Genomic DNA, 20382 nt, shown 5'->3' on the forward strand with positions numbered 1-20382 from the left:
AAACGAAAAACAGGGCACCCGCCGCGGCGGGTGCCCTGTTCGCTTGTTCAGCTTAGTTGTTGGGGTTATTCTTCAGGATAACGTCATGGCTGCCGCCCTCCACGATGCTGGTGGAGGAAACCACGGTCAGGCGGGCCTTCTCCTGCAGCTCAGGAATGGTCAGCGCACCGCAGTTGCACATGGTGCTGCGGATCTTGTACAGGGTGGTGCCCACACCGTCGGCCAGGCTGCCGGCGTAGGGAACATAGCTGTCCACGCCTTCCTCGAAGCTCAGCTTGGTGGCGCCGCCCAGGTCGTAACGCTGCCAGTTGCGGGCGCGGTTGGAACCCTCGCCCCAGTACTCCTTCACGTAGCTGCCGTTGATGCGCAGCTTGTTGGTCGGGCTCTCATCGAAGCGGGCGAAGTAACGGCCCAGCATCACGAAGTCAGCGCCCATGGCCAGAGCCAGGGTCATGTGGTAGTCGTGTACGATGCCGCCGTCGGAGCAGATGGGAATGTAGATGCCGGTCTCCTTGTAGTACTCGTCACGAGCCGCAGCAACCTCGATTACGGCAGTGGCCTGGCCACGGCCGATGCCCTTGGTCTCGCGGGTGATGCAGATGGAGCCGCCGCCGATGCCGACCTTGATGAAGTCCGCGCCGGCCTGCGCCAGGAAACGGAAGCCCTCACGATCCACCACGTTGCCGGCGCCAACCTTTACCTTGTCGCCGTAGCGCTCACGAATCCAGGCAATGGTGCGGCTCTGCCACTCGGAGAAGCCCTCGGAGGAGTCGATGCACAGCACATCCACACCGGCCTCGATCAGAGCGGGAACACGCTCAGCGTAGTCGCGGGTGTTGATACCGGCGCCCACCACATAGCTCTTGTTGGCGTCCAGCAGCTCGTTCACGTTTTCCTTGTGGCTGTCGTAGTCCTTGCGGAAAACCATGTATTTCAGGTGGCCCTCAGCATCCACCAGGGGCAGGGAGTTGATCTTGTTGTCCCAGATGATGTCGTTGGCTTCCTTCAGAGTGGTGGTCTCGGGAGCGTAGACCAGCTTTTCCATGGGAGTCATGAAATTGGCCACAGGCTCGTCCATGGACATACGGCTGACGCGGTAGTCGCGGCTGGCCACGATGCCCAGCAGCTTGCCGTTGGGAGTGCCGTCCTCAGTGATGGCAACGGTGGAGTGGCCGGTCTTTTCCTTCAGGTCCAGAACATCCGCCAGGGTAGCGGTGGGCTTCAGGTTGGAATCGCTGGTTACAAAGCCCTTCTTGTAGCTCTTAACGCGGGCGACCATGGCCGCCTCGTCTTCCACAGACTGAGAACCGTAAATAAAGGATACGCCGCCCTGCTTTGCCAGCGCAATGGCCAGGCGCTCACCGGAAACCGACTGCATGATGGCGCTTACCATGGGGATGTTCATGGTGAGGGGGCATTCCTCCTCGCCCTTGCGGTACTTAACCAGCGGTGTTTTCAGGCTCACAGCGTCCGGTACACAGGCGGAGGAAGAGTAACCGGGTACCAGCAGGTACTCGCCAAACGTGCGGGAAGGTTCCTCAAAATAATAAGCCATATTCCTTGTCTCCTTTGCAATTACAATTCTCCAGCAAAACGCTTCGTTCCTTTTATTATAAGACAGAATCGCCTTTCTAACAAGAACAACGCGGGCATTTGCGGCACAAATTTGCACAAAGCTTGTGCCCTGAGGCCCTGCGTGCCGGGTGGTTTTAAAAAGTGTATCATATTTGGCCGAAAAACACAAAATGCACCGCCGCCAAACTTTTCAAACCCCGAACCGGGAAAACCGGCAATATGTCAAAAAACAGGCCGAAGTATGACTTATCTTGGTGGAAATTTACCAAGGTAAAGCGAAAATTCTTTGGATCAGTCTCCCCAGAAACGGCTGCGTTCCTGATCGGTAAGTGCAGCGGCAAAGTCTGCTTTCAACTGCAAAAAGTCCTCCAGATCATACAGTACCCTGTAAAGTAGTGCACGGTTTTCGAACTCGGCGCGGCTTTGGGGGAGAGGTTCGTCACGCATGGCGGTTTGCATGCCGTGCAGCTGCTGCAGCAGTGCGGAGGCGTTGTTGTGTTCGTGGAAGGAGCGGCTGATATCCTCCAGCAGAGCAGCGATGCTCAGAGCCTGTTCAGGCACTTGATCCAGTCGGTGAATGTTATCGTAAATGCGGCGCAGCACCGTCAACTGGCGCTGGCGCATGGTCACATAGTTTACAAAATACCATTGGTCACTGAGCAGCGCATTGCCCTGATTTTCCCGGGCCTTGCGGGCGAGTCCCTCCAGCTGCTGTTCCAGCGGGGCGAAACAAGTGTCAGTATAATCCTGCTTGCTGCGGGTCAGCAGTCGGTCTGCCATCCGCTGCAGGATGTCCCGGAAGGCCTGCTCCACCTGGGCCTGACTCTGGCGGATGGTCTTCGCTGCACCCGGCATATACAGGTTGACCAGTATGCCGATGCCGGCGCCAATCAAAAGCAAAAGCAGCTCGTTTCGCAGCCAGAACAGGTTGATGGTACGTTCTGCATACAGGTGCAGCACCAGCACGGTGTTCATCACCAGCGCCTCCTGCAGGCCGAACCACTGGCAAAAGGCGGCAAACAACAGCAGAAACAGCCCAAAGGCGATCAGATGATAGCCCAGCACAGAAAAGCAGCAGAAGGCCAATGCCATTGCAACGAAAAAGGCGGCAAAACGCCGGACTACCAGTGTAAGGGTCTGCTTGCGGGTGGTCTGGATGCTCAGAATGGCGATCACTCCGGCGGAGGTGCTGTAGGAAAGCCCCAGCAGAGCCGCAAAAACGCTGGCAAGCAGCCCGCCCAGGGCATATTTTGCCACACGCAGCGGAGCCAGCCGGGAAAAAACGGCAGACATGGCAAACGCTCCTTTTCATCTGGGGCAAAAGACCCCTTGCTGCTTTTATCATACCGTTTACGGCACGGTGGTACAAGGGAAAAGAGACAAAAACAAACTCCACCGCCCAACAACAGGCGGTGGAGCTTGCCACAGGAATTTCGAGACGCCCTGCTCAGCCGGATCAAAGAACCGCTAGGGGGGCGGAAGGAGGAGATGAACCGGAGACGTCTCACAACACATGAAAAAGGGGTGTAACTTTCTTGCAACTAAATTGTAACCCTTTTGACATCTTCTGTCAATGGGGTAATTGTGAATAAATTGAAAACAATTCACAGAAGATTGCAAGGAATTAAGAAAAACAGCTGCCCCGGAGTTTTTTTGCTCCGGGGCAGCTGTTTTAGTTGCTGTTTGCGCTGGCAAGACCCAGACGGGAAAAGTCCGGGCGGTAGAGCAGGATGGAGAACACCTCAAAGCAGGCGCAGATTTTGTCTGCGCAGGTGACCACAACACTTTCCGCAAAGCGGGGAGGGGTGAGGTTCAACGGAAACATGTGCTTTTCAATGATATCCCGCTCAATGCAGTTCAGTTCAAAATCCCGGCTGGCATTGTCCAGGGCCCGGCGGGCGTGGTGGAAGCCATGCCAGCGGTGGCTTTCATCCTTTTCGTGCCAGTCATATAAAAAGTAGTCGTGCAGCAAAGCGCCGCGCACCAGGCTGCGCAGGTCCAGCCGAAGGCCCAGCCGCAGAACGATCCACAGGCTCAGATACGCTACGGCCAGTGAATGGTCGAAGCAGGTTACGCTGCCGTGCTGGATGAACTGCTGCTCCAGCTGCATTCCAGGGGAATTCAGAATGGCGCGCCCGTGGGCCAAAAGCAGAGATTCGATGGTTTGGTGCATTGGAAACACGCTCCTTTCCGGTGGGCGGCGAGATACTTCGCACCCTGTTCTATTATTATCATAGGCGTAAGATAGGAAGGAAACAAGGGGCAATTTGCACAAAAATGCACGGAATGAGACGTGATTGCAGCAGTGCGTGCAAAGAAAAAGCGAGGGAATGCCCTCGCTTTTAAAAAGTTGTTATGTATCGCACCTCAGGCCGCCTTGTTGGCAGACGGCGCAATTTCCGGAAAGATCTTTTCCCAGTTGATGCGGTAGGCGGGAATCATCAATACCAGACTCAACGCTGCACCGGCCACCACATCGATTACGGAATGCTGGCGTAAAAACAGGGTGGACAGGGTAATCAGGATGGTCATGGTCCAGATCAGCGCATGTACCGGCAAATTGCCCCGGAACAGCTTGCAGCGCAGCCCCACAATGGCAATGGAGACGGTGCTGGAAATGTGGATGGAAGGGCAGACATTGGTGGGGGTGTCGATGCTGCGCAGCAGCTCCACCAGCTGGCACAAAACATTCTGCCGCTGGATCGGTTCGCGCAGGTCAAGGCCGTTGGGCCAGACCAGATAGGTCAGCATGGCCAGTGTCATGCCCACGAACATGATGAAGCACAGACGGCAGTAATCGGTTTTGTCCTTGAAGAACAGATACAGCATGGTGCCGGGCATCCACAGATACCACAGGCAATAGGGGATCACGAACCACTCGTTGAAAGGGATCAGATCGTCGATGAAACAATGGATGATGGTGTATTCCGGGTCCAGCTGTTCCAGGCTGAAAAAGCCGAACAGATAGAATGCCCAGTACCCCATCAGCCAGGCATGCGGGTTTTTGCGCAGCCAGGAAAGGGCAGAATGCATGGGCAGTTACCTCACAAAATATAGAATCAAAACAGCCGGCAAAACGAGCCGACGAACGTTTTCATTATAGCACACTGTGTCGAAAAACGAAGCGCCACTGCATGAATTGCAGCAAAAGAATCACGAAAAACGGGCGGCCCGAAGCCGCCCGCAGCGATTGAATTCCATTACTTTTCCAGCAGCCGGTACAGTGCCACCGCTTCATACAAGGCGGTGAGCTCAGGCAGCTTGTCCGGGGTGTGGCCCAGCCGGTGGGTGATCTGCTGGTAGCGGTACTTTACCGTGTTTTTGTGCAAAAACAGCTGCTGGGCACAGCGGGCAATGTTCTGGTCCGCATCCAGCAGATAGACCGCAAGCGTATCCACCAGAGGCAGCTCCTCGGAAGAGCTGTGCAGCGGGGCCAGCACCGCCCGGCAGCGGGTCACGCTGGCCTCATCCTGTACCAGGTCGTTTTTGCAGTGCAGCGCAAAATCGATTTCACCCAGGGTATGCACCGTGCGGGTGGGCCAGATGGTCTGCGCGCTGGGCAGGCCTTCGCTGCTGCGCAGGAAGGCAGCCCGCACCTGGGCGGTGTTTTCCAGGCCCTGACAGCATACAAAGCCGGCGCCCAGACCCTCGGACTTTAACTGTGCATCCAGCTGAGCAGCCAGCGCTTCGCCTTCGGGGCCGAACACGCCGTTATCCGCCAGAACAATCACGAAGTCCTGGTAGCTGCCTGCAATGGCCGCCTGGCAGTGGGGCTCCAGAAGCTGGGAAGCAATGGTAGGCACCCGGCGCAGAAATTCCTCCCGGCAGGCCGGGTCCAGCGGGCTGAGCATCCACATGCAGTGGATGGAGGCCACGTTCAGCCGGAACAAAGCGGCCAGACGGCGCATCTTGATGGGCTCATCCCGCAGGATGGCCCGCACCAGCTCTTCAATGGCCAATTCGGCATGCTTCAGGCTCCACAGATTCAGCGCCAGCTGCATCACGTCCTGTGCCTGCTGCTGCACCTCGTTGCTCAGCGGCTGGCCCGCCTTCAGCAGGCACAGCTCCATGGGGGCCGCGTCGCCGGGGTCGATGGTCAGGCGGCAGCACTGGTCTGCGTTGCCCTGACGTGCCTGAATCAGCAGGTCGGTCATATCTGTCTGAGAACCCCGGGGCCAGGCGCAGGCGCCCAGCAGCTGGCCGGTGCTGTCCAGCAAAAGCACGGTGGCTCGCAGCCGGTCACTGAGCAGCTGAAGCACGGTGTCCACCGTGCGCTGGTGCTCCGGCAGCAGGGTCATGTGCTCCAGAATATCTCCCAGAAGATGAGTGTTGTCCGCCTGATCCCGCAGGATGGCATCCATCACGTCGCCGATTACTTCGCTGTAGCGCAGTTCCATACGGGGCGGCATTACCAGCAGCGGAAAATCCAGCTCCTGGGCAAGCGTTACCAGCGCGGGGTCCACCTGGGGCATCACGGTGCCCACATAATACAGCACCAGACCGGCCTGTCCCACCTGGGCCAGAGCGCGAAGACATTCGCACTGGGCGTTCACATTGGTGGGGATGGAAGAAAAGCAGGTGAGAACCAGCTCGCCGCCGGCAAAACGGCCCGCTGTTTCATTCTGCTGGTGCAGGGTTTCCGTGCCGATGTATTCCAGCACGTTCACCGAGGTGATGGGCCGGTCCAGGTTGTCGAAGCCGGCCAGCAGGGTGGCCTGACGCAGGCTGGGCAGTACCAGCGCCTGTTTTAACGTAACGCTCATGGGGGATCCCTCCAGGATAGGAAATGTTTTGTGCGGGGCATGCCGCGCAGCAGTGGCTTGCAGTGCCCGTCACGCAGGCAAACAAGCACAAAAAGCCCTTACTGCCGGCGGGCATCGGCCTGCCGGGCAATAAAGGGCTTGACGGTCAGTCGAATCACGCCTCTGGGGCGTAATGGCTGGCGTTGGGCGATTTCAGCGGGATTTCCGGCATCAGTTCATCGGAGATAATGGTGAGCATCTCCTCGATCTTGGCCACATCTTCCGGGGAGAACCGATCCTTAATCCGGCTCATCACGGTGGACAGATAGCTGTAACTGATATTGTAGTAATCCTCGTATTTTTGAGTTACCACCAGAAAATACTCCCGGCGGTCATTTTCCGACTGCACCTTTTTCAGGTAGCCTTTTTTGATCAGGCTGTTGACCTTGTAGGCCGCATTGGGCGGGGAGATCTGCACAAAGCTGGCAAATTCATTGATGGTGGGTTTCCCCAGCGCCTGGATAATCTCCATGCAGAAAGTCTCCACCGTGGTCAGGCTGGCTTCCCGGGACTGGAAACGACTGAACACCTTCTGATAGAAATGTAATTTGAATTTCGAATACACATCTGCAAATGCTTGCTCCAGCATTCGTTCGATCCTCCTTGACTACGCGGCCCAGGCAAAAGAGCATGGGACGGTGTGAAAAAACCGTATGCCTGCTGCGGTGATAATATTATACCAAGATGCGTCTGTTAAGGCAACACCGCACAATTCACGTCCGTTCAAAATTGTGCGGTGTTGCAGCAAATCAACTGATGGCGAAGGTCAGCTCGCCCATGGCGGCAATCTGGCCGTCCACGGTGGCAACCGCCTTGCCGAAGCCCACCGGACCGCGGCGTGCAGTCAGCTCACATTTGAGCTCCAGCACGTCACCGGGAACAACCTGCCGCTTGAAGCGGGCGTTCTTGATACCGCCGAACAGCACGATCTTGCCCTTGTTCTCCTCCTCGGTGAGAATGGCGACTGCACCCACCTGAGCCAGAGCCTCGATGATGAGCACACCGGGCATCACATGCTTCTGAGGAAAGTGACCGCAGAAGAACTGCTCGTTCACGGTCACGCACTTGCGGCCCACCGCCATCTGGCCGGGCACGCATTCGGTGATGCGGTCCACCAGCTGGAAGGGGAAACGATGGGGCAGAACCTCCATGATCTCGTTGGAATTCAAAGTCATTGCTTTACTCCTCCCACTTCTTCAACAGGATGCTTGCGTTGTGGCCGCCGAAGCCCAGAGAGTTGGACATGGCGTACCGGATGGAAGCCTCGCGGCCGTGGTTGGGAACAACGTCCAGATCGCAGGCCTCGTCCGGCACCTGGTAGCCCAGGGTGGCGGGAATGAAGCCGTCGTGCAGAGCCATGGCGGTGAAGGCAGCTTCAACAGCGCCGGAAGCGCCCAGCAGGTGGCCGGTCATGGACTTGGTGGAGCTGATGGCCAGCTCCTTGGCATGCTCGCCGAAGGCCAGCTTCACGGCGGCGGTCTCGCCTGCATCGTTCATGGCGGTGGAGGTACCGTGGGCGTTGATGTAATCCACGCTGGCAGCATCCACGCCCGCATCGACCAGAGCCTGGGTCATGGCGCCCGCCGCACCGGAGCCGTCCGGCAGGGGAGCGGTGATGTGGTGCGCGTCGCAGGTGCAGCCGTAGCCCACAACCTCGGCCAGAATGTTGGCGCCGCGGGCCTTGGCGTGCTCATACTCCTCCAGCACCAGAGCAGCCGCACCCTCGCCCATCACGAAGCCGGAACGCTCCTTGTCAAAGGGAATGGAAGCGCGCTTGGGGTCGCTGCCGGTGTGCAGGGCGTGCAGGGAAGTGAAGCCGCCCACCGCCAGAGATGTGATGGTGGCCTCGGTGCCGCCGGCCAGGATCACGTCGGCATAGCCGTCGCGGATCTGACGGAAGGCATCGCCCACCGCATTGGTGCCGGAGGCACAGGCGGTTACCGGGCAGGTGCACATGCCGTGGAAGCCGAAGCGGATGGCAATGTTGCCCGCCGCCATGTTGGAAATGGCCATGGGGATGAAGTAGGGGCTCACGCGGTCGTAGCCCTTCTCATTGCCCTTCAGGCACTCATTCTGAACGGTGGAGAAACCGCCGATGCCGCTGGCGAATACCACGCCGCAGCGCTGGCTGTTCTCGTTTTCCATCACCAGGCCGCTGTGCTCCATGGCCTGGGCAGCGCTGGCCAGAGCGAACTGAACAAAGCGGTCGGTCTTGCGCACCTCGCGCTTGTCGATGTACTGCTCGGGGTTAAAGCCGCGCACCTCGCCTGCCAGCTTTACCTTCTGGTTGGTGGTGTCGTACTGGGTAATGGGGCCGATGCCGCAGGTGTCGGCCTTTACGGCGGCCCAGCTTTCCTCCAGGGTCAGGCCCAGGGGAGTCACCGCGCCCATGCCGGTGATTACAACGCGTCGTTTATCCATCTGTAAGCTCCTCCTTCAATTCAGGGCTTTTAAACGGCCATGCCGCCGTCCACACACAGCACCTGACCGGTCACATAACCGGCGGCGGGGCTGGCCAGGAACGCCACAGCGGCGGCCACATCTTCGGGCTTGCCCAGGTGGGCCATGGGGATCTCGCTCAGCAGCTTCTCCTTCACGGCCTGGGGCAGCACATCGGTCATATCAGTCTCAATGAAGCCGGGGGCCACGCAGTTCACGGTCACGCCGCGGGCGGCCAGCTCCTTGGCCAGGCTCTTGCTCATGCCGATCAGACCGGCCTTGCTGGCCGCGTAGTTGGCCTGACCCGCGTTGCCGCGCACGCCCACGATGCTGGAAACGTTCACGATCCGGCCGCAGCGCTGCTTCATCATGGGGCGGCAGGCGGCCTTCATGCAGTGGAAGGCGCCCTTCAGGTTGGTGTTCAGCACCGCGTCGAAATCCTCTTCGCTCATGCGCATCATCAGGTTGTCACGGGTGATGCCCGCATTGTTTACCAGCACGTCGATGCGGCCGAAGCGCTCCACGGTCTGGGCAATCAGGTTCTGGGCGTCAGCCTCGCAGGCCACGTTGCCCTGAATGGCGAAGGCCTCCACGCCCAGGGCGCGGCACTCCTCGGCCACTGCCTCGGCGGCAGCGGCGCTGCCCGCGTAGTTCACGACCACGTTCACACCCTGTGTGGCCAGGGCCAGGCAGATGGCCCGGCCGATACCCCGGCTGCCGCCGGTTACCAGTGCACTCTGTTTTGCTTCCATCAGGCTTCTCCTTTCAGCCATTCCAGGGCGGCGGCCAGATCCTCAGCGGTTTCCACCGAGCGGACAGCAGCGCCCTTCACGGTCTTCTTCACAAGGCCGGCCAGCGTCTTGCCGGGGCCTACTTCCCAAAATGCGTCCACGCCGTCCTCGGCCATGCGGCGGATGATGTCCTCCATGTATACGCTGGACTGCACCTGCTTCTCCAGCAGAGCGGGGATGGTGTCGCTGTCGGCCTTGGGGCCGCCCAGGCAGTTGAAGTACACCGGGCAGCTCATCTCGCCGAAGGATACCTCCTTGAACTTCTCCCGCAGCGCATCGCCGGCGGGAGCCATCAGCGAGGTGTGGAAGGGGCCGGAGACCTTCAGGGGCACGCAGCGCTTTGCACCGGCGGCCTTGGCAGCCTCACAGGCGGCATCCACAGCAGCCTGGTCGCCCGCAATGGCCATCTGGCCGGGGCAGTTGTAGTTGGCAATCTCCACCACGCCGCCGGTGGCCTGAGCGGCCTGGGCGCAGGCGGCGCTCAGCGCCTCACGGTCCAGACCCAGAATAGCGGCCATGCCGCAGGGGCGGCCGGTTACGGCCTGCTCCATGGCCTTGCCGCGGAAGGCAGCCAGGGAAACGGCGGTGGCTGCGTCGAACACACCGGCGCAGCACAGGGCGGAATACTCGCCCAGGCTCAGGCCCGCCACAGCGGCAGGCTCGATGCCCTTATCCTTCAGCACGGCGGTCAGGCCGGCGGCGAAGGCTACCATGCAGGGCTGGGTGAACTGGGTCTGGCTCAGGGTCTCGTCCGGCCCCTCAAAGCACAGCTGCTTCAGATCGAAATCCACCGAAGCGTCCGCGGCATCCAGCGCGGCGCGGAACAAGGGTTCACTCTCGTAAAGATCTTTGCCCATCCCGGCGTGCTGAGCGCCCTGACCGGCATACAAAATCGCAAGTTTCATTGTGTCTGTTTCCTCCATTCGGCGGCAAGCTCATCCATCAGCTCCCGCACATGAACCAGTTTGGTCATGCGGCCCACATTGGCGCCGCAGAAGAAAAGTCCCTCCTGCCAGTTGCCGCGCACTGCTTCAATCAGCGCATTGGCAATGCAGTAGATGGTATCGGCTTTTTTGCAGGGGACCAGGCAGTTTACGCAGCGTTTGGGCGGGAAGGTCTCGCCTGCAGCCAGCCGCTGAATCAGCGGACTGTTCAGCGCCCGGCCGGGCATGCCCACCGGGCTGTGCACGATGCGCACGTCCTCCGGCTTTGCATCCAGCATGGCCTGCTTGTAAGCAGGGGAGGCATCGCACTCGTAGGTGCCGATGAACCGGGTGGCCAGCTGCACACCCGCCGCACCCAGCTGTTCCAGCCGGGCCGCATCCTCGCCGGTGTAAACACCGCCCGCCGCAAACAGCGGAATGGGGCGGCCTGCCAGCTCCTCAAAGGGGCGCAGCTGCTCGGTGATGGCCGGAACCAGCGTCTCCAGGCACTGAGCAGAACCGTTTTTCACGTCCTGCTCCTCAAAGCCCAGATGACCGCCCGCCAGGGGACCCTCCACTACCATGAAGTCGGGCAGAACGCCGAAGCGTTTGTACCACAGCTTGCACAGGGTGGCCGCAGCACGGGAGCTGGATACAATAGGGGCCAGCGCCACGTCTGCGTCACCGGCAATGGCGGGAAGATCCACCGCCAGGCCCGCACCGCAGACCACCGCGTCCACACCTGCCCTGATGGCAGTGCGGATGCTGTCCGCGTACTGGGTGGTGGCAACCATTGCATTGATGGCCACCATGCCCAGACCGCCGGCCAGCTCCTTGGCTTTTTTGATCTCCCGTTCCAGGGCGCGCAGATTGGCTCCGTTCGGGTCGCGGTCGAAATCCGGCTCGTTGAAACCGGCCACCGCGGTGCTGATGGTGCCCATGCCGCCGCAGGCAGCCACGGCACCGGCCAGACCGCCCAGGGAAACGCCCACACCCATGCCGCCCTGCAGAATGGGCAGCTGCAGCGTGCGGCCGCGGATGGTTACAGCCTGCATAAACTTACTCCTGTTCCAGCTGATGCAGCCGCTCAATGCAGCCGTTGTTCAGCTCTTCAAAAATGGTGCGCAGGGGGCGGATTTCATGCAGCATGCCCGCCACCTGACCGGCCATCAGGCTGCCGGTGTCGGTGTCGCCCTCGAATACAGCGCGGCGCAGAGAGCCCAGAGTGTACTTCTCCAGTTCCATCTTGTCGGCGCCGGCCTTCTCCTGAGCCACGTAGCTGCGGGCCATCTTGTTCTTCAGGATACGCACGGGGGTACCGGCGATGCGGCCGGTGACCACGGTGTCGTTGTCCTTGGCCTTGAGCACGGCGTTCTTGTAGTTCTCGTGAATGGGGCACTCCTCGCTCACCAGCAGGCAGGTGCCCAGCTGTGCGCCGCAGGCGCCCAGCGCAAAGGCAGCCAGCAGCTGGCGGCCGTCAGCGATGCCGCCGGCGGCGATCACGGGCAGGTTGTACTCCTTCATGGCGTCCACCACCTGAGGCACCAGAGCCATGGTGGTCATCTCGCCCACATGGCCGCCGCTCTCGGTGCCCTCGGCAATGATGCCGTCCACACCCAGACCGGCCATGCGGCGGGCCAGCACAACGGCAGGCACAACGGGGAACACCTTGATGCCCGCTTCCTTCCACATGGGAACGTAAGCGCCGGGGTTGCCTGCGCCGGTGGTCACAACGGGAACCTTTTCCTCCACCACGATGTGAGCCATCTTCTCAGCGTCCGGGTTCATCAGCATGATGTTCACGCCGAAGGGCTTGTCGGTCAGGCTGCGGCAGATGTGGATCTGCTCCCGCAGCATGTCGGCGGTCATGCCGCCCGCGCCGATCAGGCCCAGCGCACCCGCGTTGGAAACCGCTGCGGCGAAGGTGCCGGTGGCGATGTTGGCCATACCGCCCTGGATGAAGGGAAATTCGGTTCCGAGGATCTCGTTCAAACGCATATTGTTACTCCTTTTTTATCAGAGGGGCTTTGCTTAGAAACGCAGCAGTACCGCGCCCCAGGTCAGCCCCGCGCCAAAGCCCACACAGGCCACGGTCTGACCGGGCTGAATTGCGCCGGATTCCAGCATTTCGTCCAAAGCGAGGGGAATGCTGGCGGCGGAGGTGTTGCCGTAGCGATGCATGTTCTTGTAAAATTTGTCCGCCGGTGCACCCAGCTTTTTCACCACATGGTCGATGATGCGGCTGTTTGCCTGGTGGCAGACCACATGGTCCACCTGCTCCAGACTGGTGCCGCTCTTCTCGAACAGCTGGTTCAGGCACTTGGGGATGATGTCCACCGCGAAGCGGAAAATCGCCCGTCCGTCCATGAACAGGGTACGGTTCTGGCCGGGCAGAAGGCTGTTGGCATGCAGCCCGGCCGCCTCGCCACGGCCGCCCAGTACGCAGGCGTAGGGAACATCCGCCAGACGCACCACAGCGGCGGCCGCGCCGTCGCCGAACAGCACGCAGGTGGAGCGGTCTTCCATATCCAGCACGCGGGAGATGCACTCCGCGCCGATGACCAGGGCATACTCCCCGGCGCTGCCCGCCATCAGGAGAGAGCGGGCGGTTTCCAGCGCGTAGATGAAGCCGGTGCAGGCGGCGTTCAGATCAAAGCAGGGGATAGCGGCGGTGCAGCCCAGCGCCTCGTGAACCTGGCAGGACACCGAGGGGGTGAAGCTGTCCGGGGTGAAGGTGGCGGTCAGGATCAGACCCAGCTGATCCGCGCTCACACCGGCCTTCTCCAGCGCCTTGCGGGCTGCGCCCGTGGAAAGGCTCACAACGCCTTCGTCCTCACCGCAGAAATACCGCTGGCGGATGCCGGTGCGGGTGGAGATCCACTCGTCGCTGGTGTCCACCATGCGGGCCATATCGTCGTTGGTCACACAGCGCTGCGGCAGGCAGCGCCCGGTGCCCAGAATTTCCAGTCCCGTCATCAGAAAAGGTCCTTTCCGGGCTCTTGCAGGAATGCGGAACCCATGGTTCTGAATTTTTTGTGCCGGTGAGCCGCCGGATCGGAAATGCGGTCCGCCTGGCGCAGGGCCTTCTGCAGCGCTGCGTCCACCGCGTCAAATACGGCGGCGGGGTTTGCATGCGCGCCCTCCGCCGGCTCGGGAATAATCCCGTCGATCACGCCCAGCTGCTCCAGATCCTGAGCGGTGAGCTTCATCACGTCGCAGGCCTCGGCGCTGCGGGTGGAATCCTTCCACAGAATGCTGGCAAAGCCCTCGGGGGAAAGCACCGAGTAGATGGCGTTTTCCAGCATCAGCACCGTGTTGCCCATGGCCAGCGCCAGTGCGCCGCCGCTGCCGCCTTCGCCGGTGACCACCGCGATCAGGGGCACGTTCAGCTCGCTCATCACAGCCAGGCTGCGGGCAATGGCCTCGCCCTGGCCGTGGGCCTCGGCCTCCAGGCCGGGATAGGCGCCGGGGGTGTCGATGAAGGTGATGATGGGCCGGCCAAACTTGTCTGCCTGGCGCATCAGCCGCTGGGCCTTGCGGTAGCCCTCCGGGCTGGGCATGCCGAAGTTGCAACGGGTGTTTTCCTCCAGATTGCGGCCCTTGCGGTGGCCGATCACCGTGACCGGGCGGCCATGAAACATGGCGATGCCGCCCAGAATGCCCGCGTCCTCGCCGCACAGCCGGTCGCCCTTCTGCTCAAAGAAATCGGTGAACAGGGCCTTGATATAATCCGCCGTACCGGGGCGGCCCGCATGCCGGGCCAGCGCCACCTTTTCAGCGGGGGTATGCAGTTCAGCCACGGCGGGCACCTCCTTTGGCGTGCAGCCGAAGCAGCTGCATCAGTGTGGATTTCATCTGACCGCGGGGAACCACCGCGTCCACAAAGCCGTGCTCCTCCAGATACTCGGAGCGCTGGAAGCCCTCCGGCAGCTTCTGACCGATGGTCTGCTCGATCACGCGGGGACCGGCAAAGCCGATCAGAGCCTTGGGCTCGGCCAGGGTGATGTCACCCAGGGAAGCAAAGCTGGCGGTTACGCCGCCGGTGGTGGGGTGGGTCAGGCAGGCAATGTACAGACCACCCGCCTGCTGGAAGCGGGTGATGGCTTCGGCGGTCTTGGCCATCTGCATCAGCGAGAGGATGCCCTCCTGCATCCGGGCGCCGCCGGAAGCGCAGAAGATCACCAGGGGCAGCTTCGCCTTGCGGGCGGTGTCGGCGGCCAGGGCCACCTTTTCACCCACCGCAACGCCCATGCTGCCCATCAGGAAGCGACCATCCATTACAGCCACAACAGCGGGCCAGCCGCCGATGCGTCCCTTGGCGGTGACCACCGCCTCAGACAGTCCGGTGCGGCGGCGCAGGCCCTCCAGCTTGGCGTCATAACCCTCAAAATCAAGGGGGTTATCGCCGCACAGGCCGTCGTTCAATTCCTGGAAGGTGCCGGAATCCAGCGTGAGAGCCAGTCGCTGGTATGCGCCGATGGGCCGGTGATGGCCACAGTGGGGGCAGACGTACAGCTGATCGGCCCACTGCCGCTTGCTCACGGCTTCGCCGCAGGCAGGGCACTGCTCGAAAATGGCCGGCGCGTCAATGCGGCTGGAGGAGGGCAGACGTCCGCCCTCCCGCATTACCTTCAGGCGCAGCAGCCGCTGACGCCGGTCAGAAAATCGTTCGTTCAGCATTTAGCGTTCCTCCTCGTCGGCCAGAGGCGCGCCCTTCTCCATCCAGCTCAGCACCTCGTCCAGGTTGTTCTCGATGAAGGAGGTGTTGTAGTCGCCCTTCAGGTAATCCGGGTGATACAGGATCAGATGGGCCAGATCCGCGCCGGTGGGGTAGCCCTCCACGATGAACTCCTCCAGCACCCGGCGCATCCGGCGGATAGCGGCCAGGCGGGTGGGGGCGTGCACGATGAGCTTGGCTACCATGGAATCATAGAAGGGGCTCAGCTCGTAGCCGTTGTACAAAGCGGAATCCACCCGAACACCGCAGCCGCCCGGGAAGTGTACGAACTCGGTCTTGCCGGGCATGGGGGCAAAATTCCTGGCGGGGTCCTCCGCGTTGATCCGCACCTCGATGGCGTGGCCGTTCAGCTTCACATCCTCCTGCGTGAAGGAGAGCGGCAGTCCGGCGGCCACACGGATCTGCTCCTTGACCAGATCCTGCCCGGTGACCATCTCGGTGACCGGGTGCTCCACCTGAATGCGGGTATTCATCTCAATAAAGTAATAGTTGCCGTCCGGGTCCAGCACGAACTCAATGGTGCCTGCACCCTCATAGCCGCAGCTCTGGGCGGCCTTTACCGCATCCCGGCCCATGGCCTGACGCAGCTCGGGAGAAAGGGCCTTGGAGGGGGATTCCTCCATCAGCTTCTGGTTCTTGCGCTGGATCGAGCAGTCGCGCTCGCCCAGATGGACCACATGGCCCTGCTGGTCGGCCATGATCTGGAATTCAATGTGCCGGGGGGAAAGAACCAGCTTTTCCAGATACATCTCGCCGTTACCAAAGCAGGCCACAGCCTCCGCCTGTGCAGAGGCAAAGGCGGCAGGCAGCTCCTCCGGGCTGAACACCCGGCGCATGCCGCGACCGCCGCCGCCGGCGCTGGCCTTCAGCAGCACCGGGTAGCCGATGCGCTCGGCCACCTTCAAAGCCTCCTCGGCGCTTTCAATTACGCCGTCGGAGCCGGGCACCACCGGCACTCCTGCCTTGATCATCAGTTCACGGGCGGCGGCCTTGTTGCCCATCTTACGGATCACATCGCCGCTGGGGCCGATGAACTTGAGCCCGCACTGGGCGCACAGATCCGCAAATTCGTCGTTTTCGGAAAGGAAACCGTAGCCGGGGTGGATGGCCTCACAGCCACTTTCCACCGCTGCGGTCAGGATGGCGGTCTGATTTAAGTAACTCTGGGCCGCCTTGGCAGGGCCGATGCATACGGCCCGGGTGGCCAGCTGCACATGCAGGGCGCTGGCGTCGGCAGTGGAATACACCGCCACAGTCTCGATGCCAAGCTCACGGCAGGCGCGGATGATGCGCACCGCGATTTCGCCGCGGTTGGCGATTAAAATACGTTTGAACATGGCTCACAGCTCCCGGATCTGGAACAGCGGATCGCCAAAGCCCACCAGAGCGCCGTCCTGCGCGACCAGGCTTTCGATCACGCAGTCGCAGGGAGCGGGGATCTCGTTGATCATCTTCATAGCTTCGATCAGACCGATGGTCTGACCCTTGTGCACAGTGTCGCCGGGCTTCACAAAGGGTGCTTCGCCCGGGGCGCTGGCCACATAGAAGGTGCCCACCAGAGGAGCGTCGATGGTGGCCCCGGCAGCAGGGGCAGCAGCGGCGGGTGCGGCTGCGGGCTGAGCGGCAGCAACAGGGGCAGCCTCCACGACCGGCGCACAAACAACGGCGCTCTGGGCGACTGCTTTTTCCAAAGTGATCTGCTCCTCGCCGCAGGTGTACTTCAAACGGCTGGCGGAGCTTTCGTCAAACGCCTTCAGCAGGCTGGTGATTTGTTCCAAGGTCATGCCGGGAACCTCCTTATAAATCGTGATAGGCGGCAGGGGACGCGCAATGCGTGCCCCGGTGCCGAAAGAAAATCAGCTCCGGCAAAAAGCAGCCGGAACGGCGGATCGCCGCCTTCCGGCCGCCCCTGCCAGAGCTGATGCAAAGCGCCGGTGAAGGGGCGCCTTGCCTTACGCCGCAAAAATCAGGCGTTGGCCTCCAGGTAATTCACAATGTCGCCAACGGTCTTCATGTTGGCCAGTTCCTCGTCGGAGATGGCAACGCCCAGGTTGTCCTCCAGAGCCATGTTCAGCTCAACAGCGTCCAGGCTGTCAGCGCCCAGATCGTCGGCCAGGGTGGCCTCCATGGTAACTTTGTCAGCGTCGCAGCTCAGGGTGTCCACAATGATGTCGCGTACTTTCTCAAACATGATAAAACTCTCACTTTCTTGGGTTATTTTTTGATGTGTTGAAATGTGTCGAAAAATGGTTTTATAATTTTAATTAAAATAATTTAACTAAAATTATTTAAGTACATTTTAGCAAGAATCCGGGAATTGTCAAGAGGAAAACTTAAAAAAATTGAATCTTTTTTTGCTGCGCCTGCGTTGCGCAGATATGGGATACCTTATATAATAAAAGAAAAATATCCGGCAAAATTCTGCAAGGTTCGCCAGGATGGCAGGAACACTCTTGCGGGAAATGTGCCGGATGCGGTAAAATAGAACCATCTGGATTTTTATCCCAAAAAGCCGGGAGAGGAGGCGGGAGATGGCGCTTTTAAAACGAAATAAAGCAGAAAAACGGGCGTCCAGGCCCCGGATGCATCAGCGCTTCTTGCAGATTACCCTTTCCACGGTGCTGATCGGTATTTCACTGATTGTGGTTTCCTGTATGGGCATTGCATCCATTCAGCAGGCGAACCGGAAATCTTATAACACACAGCTGCAGACCTCCATGAATGAATACTGGCTTGAGATGCGCAATCGAATGGGGACTGACCGGGAAGCGCTGCAGATCATGGCGGAATACATGCAGGGAAAATCCAGCGAGGAATTTCGCGATTTTGCGATGGATCTGCAGGATGCCCGCCAGGATAATTCCTTCCTGCGCATGGGCTACTACACCCGAACCGGTATGCAGAGCCGGGTACGGGCAGATGGTACTCTGGAAGAGAATATCCCAATGGAGGCGCTGGAGCCGGAAGTGCAGCAGCTGATCAATTATGCGCTGCAGGGTAAAAAATCCGCGTCGCAGGTATATTACGATGAAGGAATGCAGCAACAGCTGATCATGTATGCCGCACCGGTACAGGCGGCCAACGGAAGCGTGACCGGTGTGGTGGCTGCATCCAAGGATCTGAGTGCCTTTCAGAAAATCTTCACGCAGCCTTCAGTTTCTCAGAGCAAGCTGGATGTGGTGTGGGTGGATCAGAGTGGCCGCATCATTGCTGCCTCGGAAAGCACTCCGCTGGCACCGCAGGGCACGGAGAATTTTCTCAGTCAGGCCGGTGTGGATGAGCAGGTGGCTCAGTCGGCGCTGCAGCAGATGGAAAATAATGAGGCGTTGCATTTTACCATTCAGCTGGAGGGCAAGGAGCAAACGGTTTATATGCAGCCATTTGGTATGAATGGCTGGTATCTGTGCTATGCCGATACGATCAATTCCGGCAAAAGCCCGATCTATTCCATTCTGATCACGTCCAATGTGCTCAGCGGAATGATCATCCTGCTTTGCCTGGGCCTGTTGTATTATGTGCGGTGGGCCATGTGGGGCAGCAACAAAGAGCTTATGAAGCTGGCCTACTACGACCGGCTGACCGGCACCTATAATTTTGAAAAGTTCACGCAATGTGCAGAGGATCTTCTGGCAGAGGACAGCAACTATGCGCTCATTACCATGAATATCCGTCAGTTCCAGTACATCAACGAGATTCTGGGCAAGGCACAGGCGGATCAGGTGCTGAAAAAGCTGGCAGCCCTGCTGCGGCAGATGATAGGGGAGAAGGAGTGCTTCTGTCGCTCCAATGCGGATCAGTTCTATCTGCTTTTGCATTCCAGCCAGGAGGAGCAGGTTCGCGCCCGCGTGGAGGCAATCATGGAGCAGGCGGGAACCATCGCCCAGGAGCTGAATGTGAGCTACCCCGTTATTCTGTATGCGGGCGCCGCAATGGTACAGGAGAGCGCCCCGCCGGAGGAACTGGTGCGGGATCTTCTGCACAAGGCGGAATTTGCCCAGAAGCATGCAGTGAAAAAATACCAGAATGTGCTGGCATTTTACGACCGGGCCATGCACCGGAAGGAAAACTTCCAGAACAGCATCGAAAGCAGCATGCAGAGCGCGCTGGCGAAACAGGAGTTTCAGCTGTTCCTCCAGCCCAAGGTGCGGCTGGAGAATGGTCAGGTGGAAGGCGCCGAGGCTCTTGTGCGCTGGATTCGGCCGGATGAAACGCTGGTTTATCCCGACGAGTTTATCCCGGCGTTTGAGAAAAACGGGTTCTGTGCCCGTCTGGATCTGTATATGGTGGACAGAACCTGCCGCCAGCTGCGGGAGTGGATGGATGCCGGCTATGAGCCGATTTGCATTTCGGTGAATCAGTCCCGGCTGCTGTTCTATCAGTCGGACTATGTGGAGCGTCTGTGCGCGGTAATGGATCGCTATCACATTCCCCATGGATACATCCAACTGGAAATTCTGGAAGGGCTGGCCATTGAAAACATCGAGCAGATGAACAAAACGCTGGCTCAGCTGCACGAAAAAGGCTTCCGCCTGTCGCTGGACGATTTCGGCAGCGGTTATTCTTCCCTGAACGTGCTGGCGGGGATTCAGGTGGACGAGGTGAAATTCGATAAGGATTTCCTGCTGGAAAGCGCGCCGGACAAAAAGGAAAAGAACAAGCTGGCGTTGAAAAATGTGGTCAAGCTGGCAAAGGATCTGCAGATTACCACCGTTGCCGAGGGCGTGGAGGTGCAGCAGGACGAGGAATTTGTTCATTCCATCGGCTGTGAGTACGGTCAGGGCTTCTTCTACAGTTGCCCCATTCCGCCGGAGGAATTTGCACAGCGTTATCTGAAAAAAGCGTCTGACAGATCACAAAAATCGGAATAAAAAGACAAAAGGAAAGCCCCGGGCCAATGGCCCGGGGCTTTCGCTATGTAGAGATGATAGAGAGCAAAAGAAACGATATAATCAAACAACGCCTTTCAGCATGGCGCGCAGGCAGTCCTTCAGTTCATCCAAAGAACGGCAGCGATCGGCCAAATCCAACAGCCGGAGACGTTCTGCCTCCTGGGTCAGCTGAACCAACAGTTCACGTGCGGTAGGTTCGCTCATTCCGTACACCCCCTTCTAAAA

Annotated in this window: 20 protein-coding genes; 1 reads left to right on the forward strand and 19 read right to left on the reverse strand. The window is 59.8% G+C overall.

All coding sequences use genetic code 11. From position 1 onward, the window contains the following. Nucleotides 1-52 precede the first annotated feature (52 nt). The 18 genes from ACESYO_RS08650 to acpP form a co-directional block, all read right to left on the reverse strand. Nucleotides 53-1555 carry an IMP dehydrogenase gene (locus tag ACESYO_RS08650; RefSeq protein ID WP_270913804.1) on the reverse strand — a complete coding sequence of 501 codons (1503 nt, stop codon included), beginning with the start codon at nt 1553-1555 and terminating at the stop codon, nt 53-55. A 311-nt stretch (nt 1556-1866) separates the two neighbouring features. After that, nucleotides 1867-2868 (reverse strand): aromatic acid exporter family protein, encoded by a 1002-nt coding sequence (locus ACESYO_RS08655; protein ID WP_373209794.1) that lies wholly within the window; start codon nt 2866-2868, stop codon nt 1867-1869. A gap of 379 nt (nt 2869-3247) precedes the next feature. Next, nucleotides 3248-3748, reverse strand: a complete 501-nt coding sequence (locus ACESYO_RS08660) for an HD domain-containing protein (protein ID WP_294455719.1) — start codon at nt 3746-3748, stop codon at nt 3248-3250. Nucleotides 3749-3942: 194 nt separating this feature from the next. Then, nucleotides 3943-4560, reverse strand: a complete 618-nt coding sequence (locus ACESYO_RS08665; RefSeq protein WP_373211249.1) for a phosphatase PAP2 family protein — start codon at nt 4558-4560, stop codon at nt 3943-3945. Between the two features lie 215 nt (nt 4561-4775). Further along, nucleotides 4776-6338, reverse strand: coding sequence for a PucR family transcriptional regulator (locus tag ACESYO_RS08670; RefSeq protein ID WP_289600177.1), 1563 nt, complete (start codon nt 6336-6338; stop codon nt 4776-4778). Nucleotides 6339-6492: 154 nt separating this feature from the next. Then, on the reverse strand, nt 6493-6966 hold the full coding sequence (locus ACESYO_RS08675; RefSeq protein WP_058966097.1) for a MarR family winged helix-turn-helix transcriptional regulator: 474 nt from the start codon (nt 6964-6966) through the stop codon (nt 6493-6495). 160 nt (nt 6967-7126) lie between these two features. Then, a complete protein-coding gene (fabZ, locus tag ACESYO_RS08680; protein WP_058966095.1) occupies nt 7127-7552 on the reverse strand; it encodes a 3-hydroxyacyl-ACP dehydratase FabZ in 426 nt (141 codons plus the stop codon). Between the two features lie 4 nt (nt 7553-7556). Next, nucleotides 7557-8798 carry a beta-ketoacyl-ACP synthase II gene (gene fabF, locus ACESYO_RS08685; protein WP_373209796.1) on the reverse strand — a complete coding sequence of 414 codons (1242 nt, stop codon included), beginning with the start codon at nt 8796-8798 and terminating at the stop codon, nt 7557-7559. A gap of 29 nt (nt 8799-8827) precedes the next feature. Further along, a complete protein-coding gene (fabG, locus tag ACESYO_RS08690; protein ID WP_373209797.1) occupies nt 8828-9568 on the reverse strand; it encodes a 3-oxoacyl-[acyl-carrier-protein] reductase in 741 nt (246 codons plus the stop codon). Further along, entirely contained in the window at nt 9568-10512 is a 945-nt protein-coding gene (fabD, locus tag ACESYO_RS08695) for an ACP S-malonyltransferase (RefSeq protein WP_373209798.1), read from the reverse strand. Before fabD ends, fabG begins: the two co-directional genes overlap by 1 nt. Next, nucleotides 10509-11585, reverse strand: coding sequence for an NAD(P)H-dependent flavin oxidoreductase (locus tag ACESYO_RS08700; protein ID WP_276871242.1), 1077 nt, complete (start codon nt 11583-11585; stop codon nt 10509-10511). Before ACESYO_RS08700 ends, fabD begins: the two co-directional genes overlap by 4 nt. Nucleotides 11586-11589: 4 nt before the next feature. Beyond that, nucleotides 11590-12528 carry a nitronate monooxygenase gene (locus tag ACESYO_RS08705; protein WP_058966085.1) on the reverse strand — a complete coding sequence of 313 codons (939 nt, stop codon included), beginning with the start codon at nt 12526-12528 and terminating at the stop codon, nt 11590-11592. Nucleotides 12529-12561: 33 nt separating this feature from the next. Continuing rightward, nucleotides 12562-13506 carry a beta-ketoacyl-ACP synthase III gene (locus ACESYO_RS08710; RefSeq protein ID WP_373209799.1) on the reverse strand — a complete coding sequence of 315 codons (945 nt, stop codon included), beginning with the start codon at nt 13504-13506 and terminating at the stop codon, nt 12562-12564. Further along, nucleotides 13506-14339: an acetyl-CoA carboxylase carboxyltransferase subunit alpha gene (locus ACESYO_RS08715; protein ID WP_373209800.1), complete on the reverse strand. Its 834-nt coding sequence runs from the start codon at nt 14337-14339 to the stop codon at nt 13506-13508. The genes ACESYO_RS08710 and ACESYO_RS08715 overlap by 1 nt, the downstream gene beginning before the upstream one ends. Continuing rightward, nucleotides 14323-15210 carry an acetyl-CoA carboxylase, carboxyltransferase subunit beta gene (gene accD / locus ACESYO_RS08720; protein WP_333766342.1) on the reverse strand — a complete coding sequence of 296 codons (888 nt, stop codon included), beginning with the start codon at nt 15208-15210 and terminating at the stop codon, nt 14323-14325. Before accD ends, ACESYO_RS08715 begins: the two co-directional genes overlap by 17 nt. Continuing rightward, the gene (gene accC, locus ACESYO_RS08725) at nt 15211-16605 is read right to left on the reverse strand and encodes an acetyl-CoA carboxylase biotin carboxylase subunit (RefSeq protein ID WP_058966079.1); all 1395 of its coding nucleotides are present in this window, start codon (nt 16603-16605) and stop codon (nt 15211-15213) included. A 3-nt stretch (nt 16606-16608) separates the two neighbouring features. Next, nucleotides 16609-17052: an acetyl-CoA carboxylase biotin carboxyl carrier protein gene (gene accB / locus ACESYO_RS08730; protein ID WP_058966077.1), complete on the reverse strand. Its 444-nt coding sequence runs from the start codon at nt 17050-17052 to the stop codon at nt 16609-16611. 182 nt (nt 17053-17234) lie between these two features. Then, on the reverse strand, nt 17235-17459 hold the full coding sequence (gene acpP, locus ACESYO_RS08735) for an acyl carrier protein (RefSeq protein ID WP_370826156.1): 225 nt from the start codon (nt 17457-17459) through the stop codon (nt 17235-17237). A gap of 391 nt (nt 17460-17850) precedes the next feature. On the opposite strand from acpP, the gene ACESYO_RS08740 reads away from it, so the two are divergent. Continuing rightward, entirely contained in the window at nt 17851-20136 is a 2286-nt protein-coding gene (locus ACESYO_RS08740; RefSeq protein WP_373209801.1) for a bifunctional diguanylate cyclase/phosphodiesterase, read from the forward strand. 81 nt (nt 20137-20217) lie between these two features. Here ACESYO_RS08740 and ACESYO_RS08745 read toward each other — a convergent pair whose 3' ends face one another. Continuing rightward, entirely contained in the window at nt 20218-20361 is a 144-nt protein-coding gene (locus ACESYO_RS08745; RefSeq protein ID WP_156417385.1) for a hypothetical protein, read from the reverse strand. Between the last annotated feature and the right edge of the window lie 21 nt (nt 20362-20382).

The sequence above is a fragment of the Allofournierella massiliensis genome (assembly GCF_964241245.1).
Taxonomy (GTDB): Bacteria; Bacillota; Clostridia; order Oscillospirales; family Ruminococcaceae; genus Allofournierella; species Allofournierella massiliensis.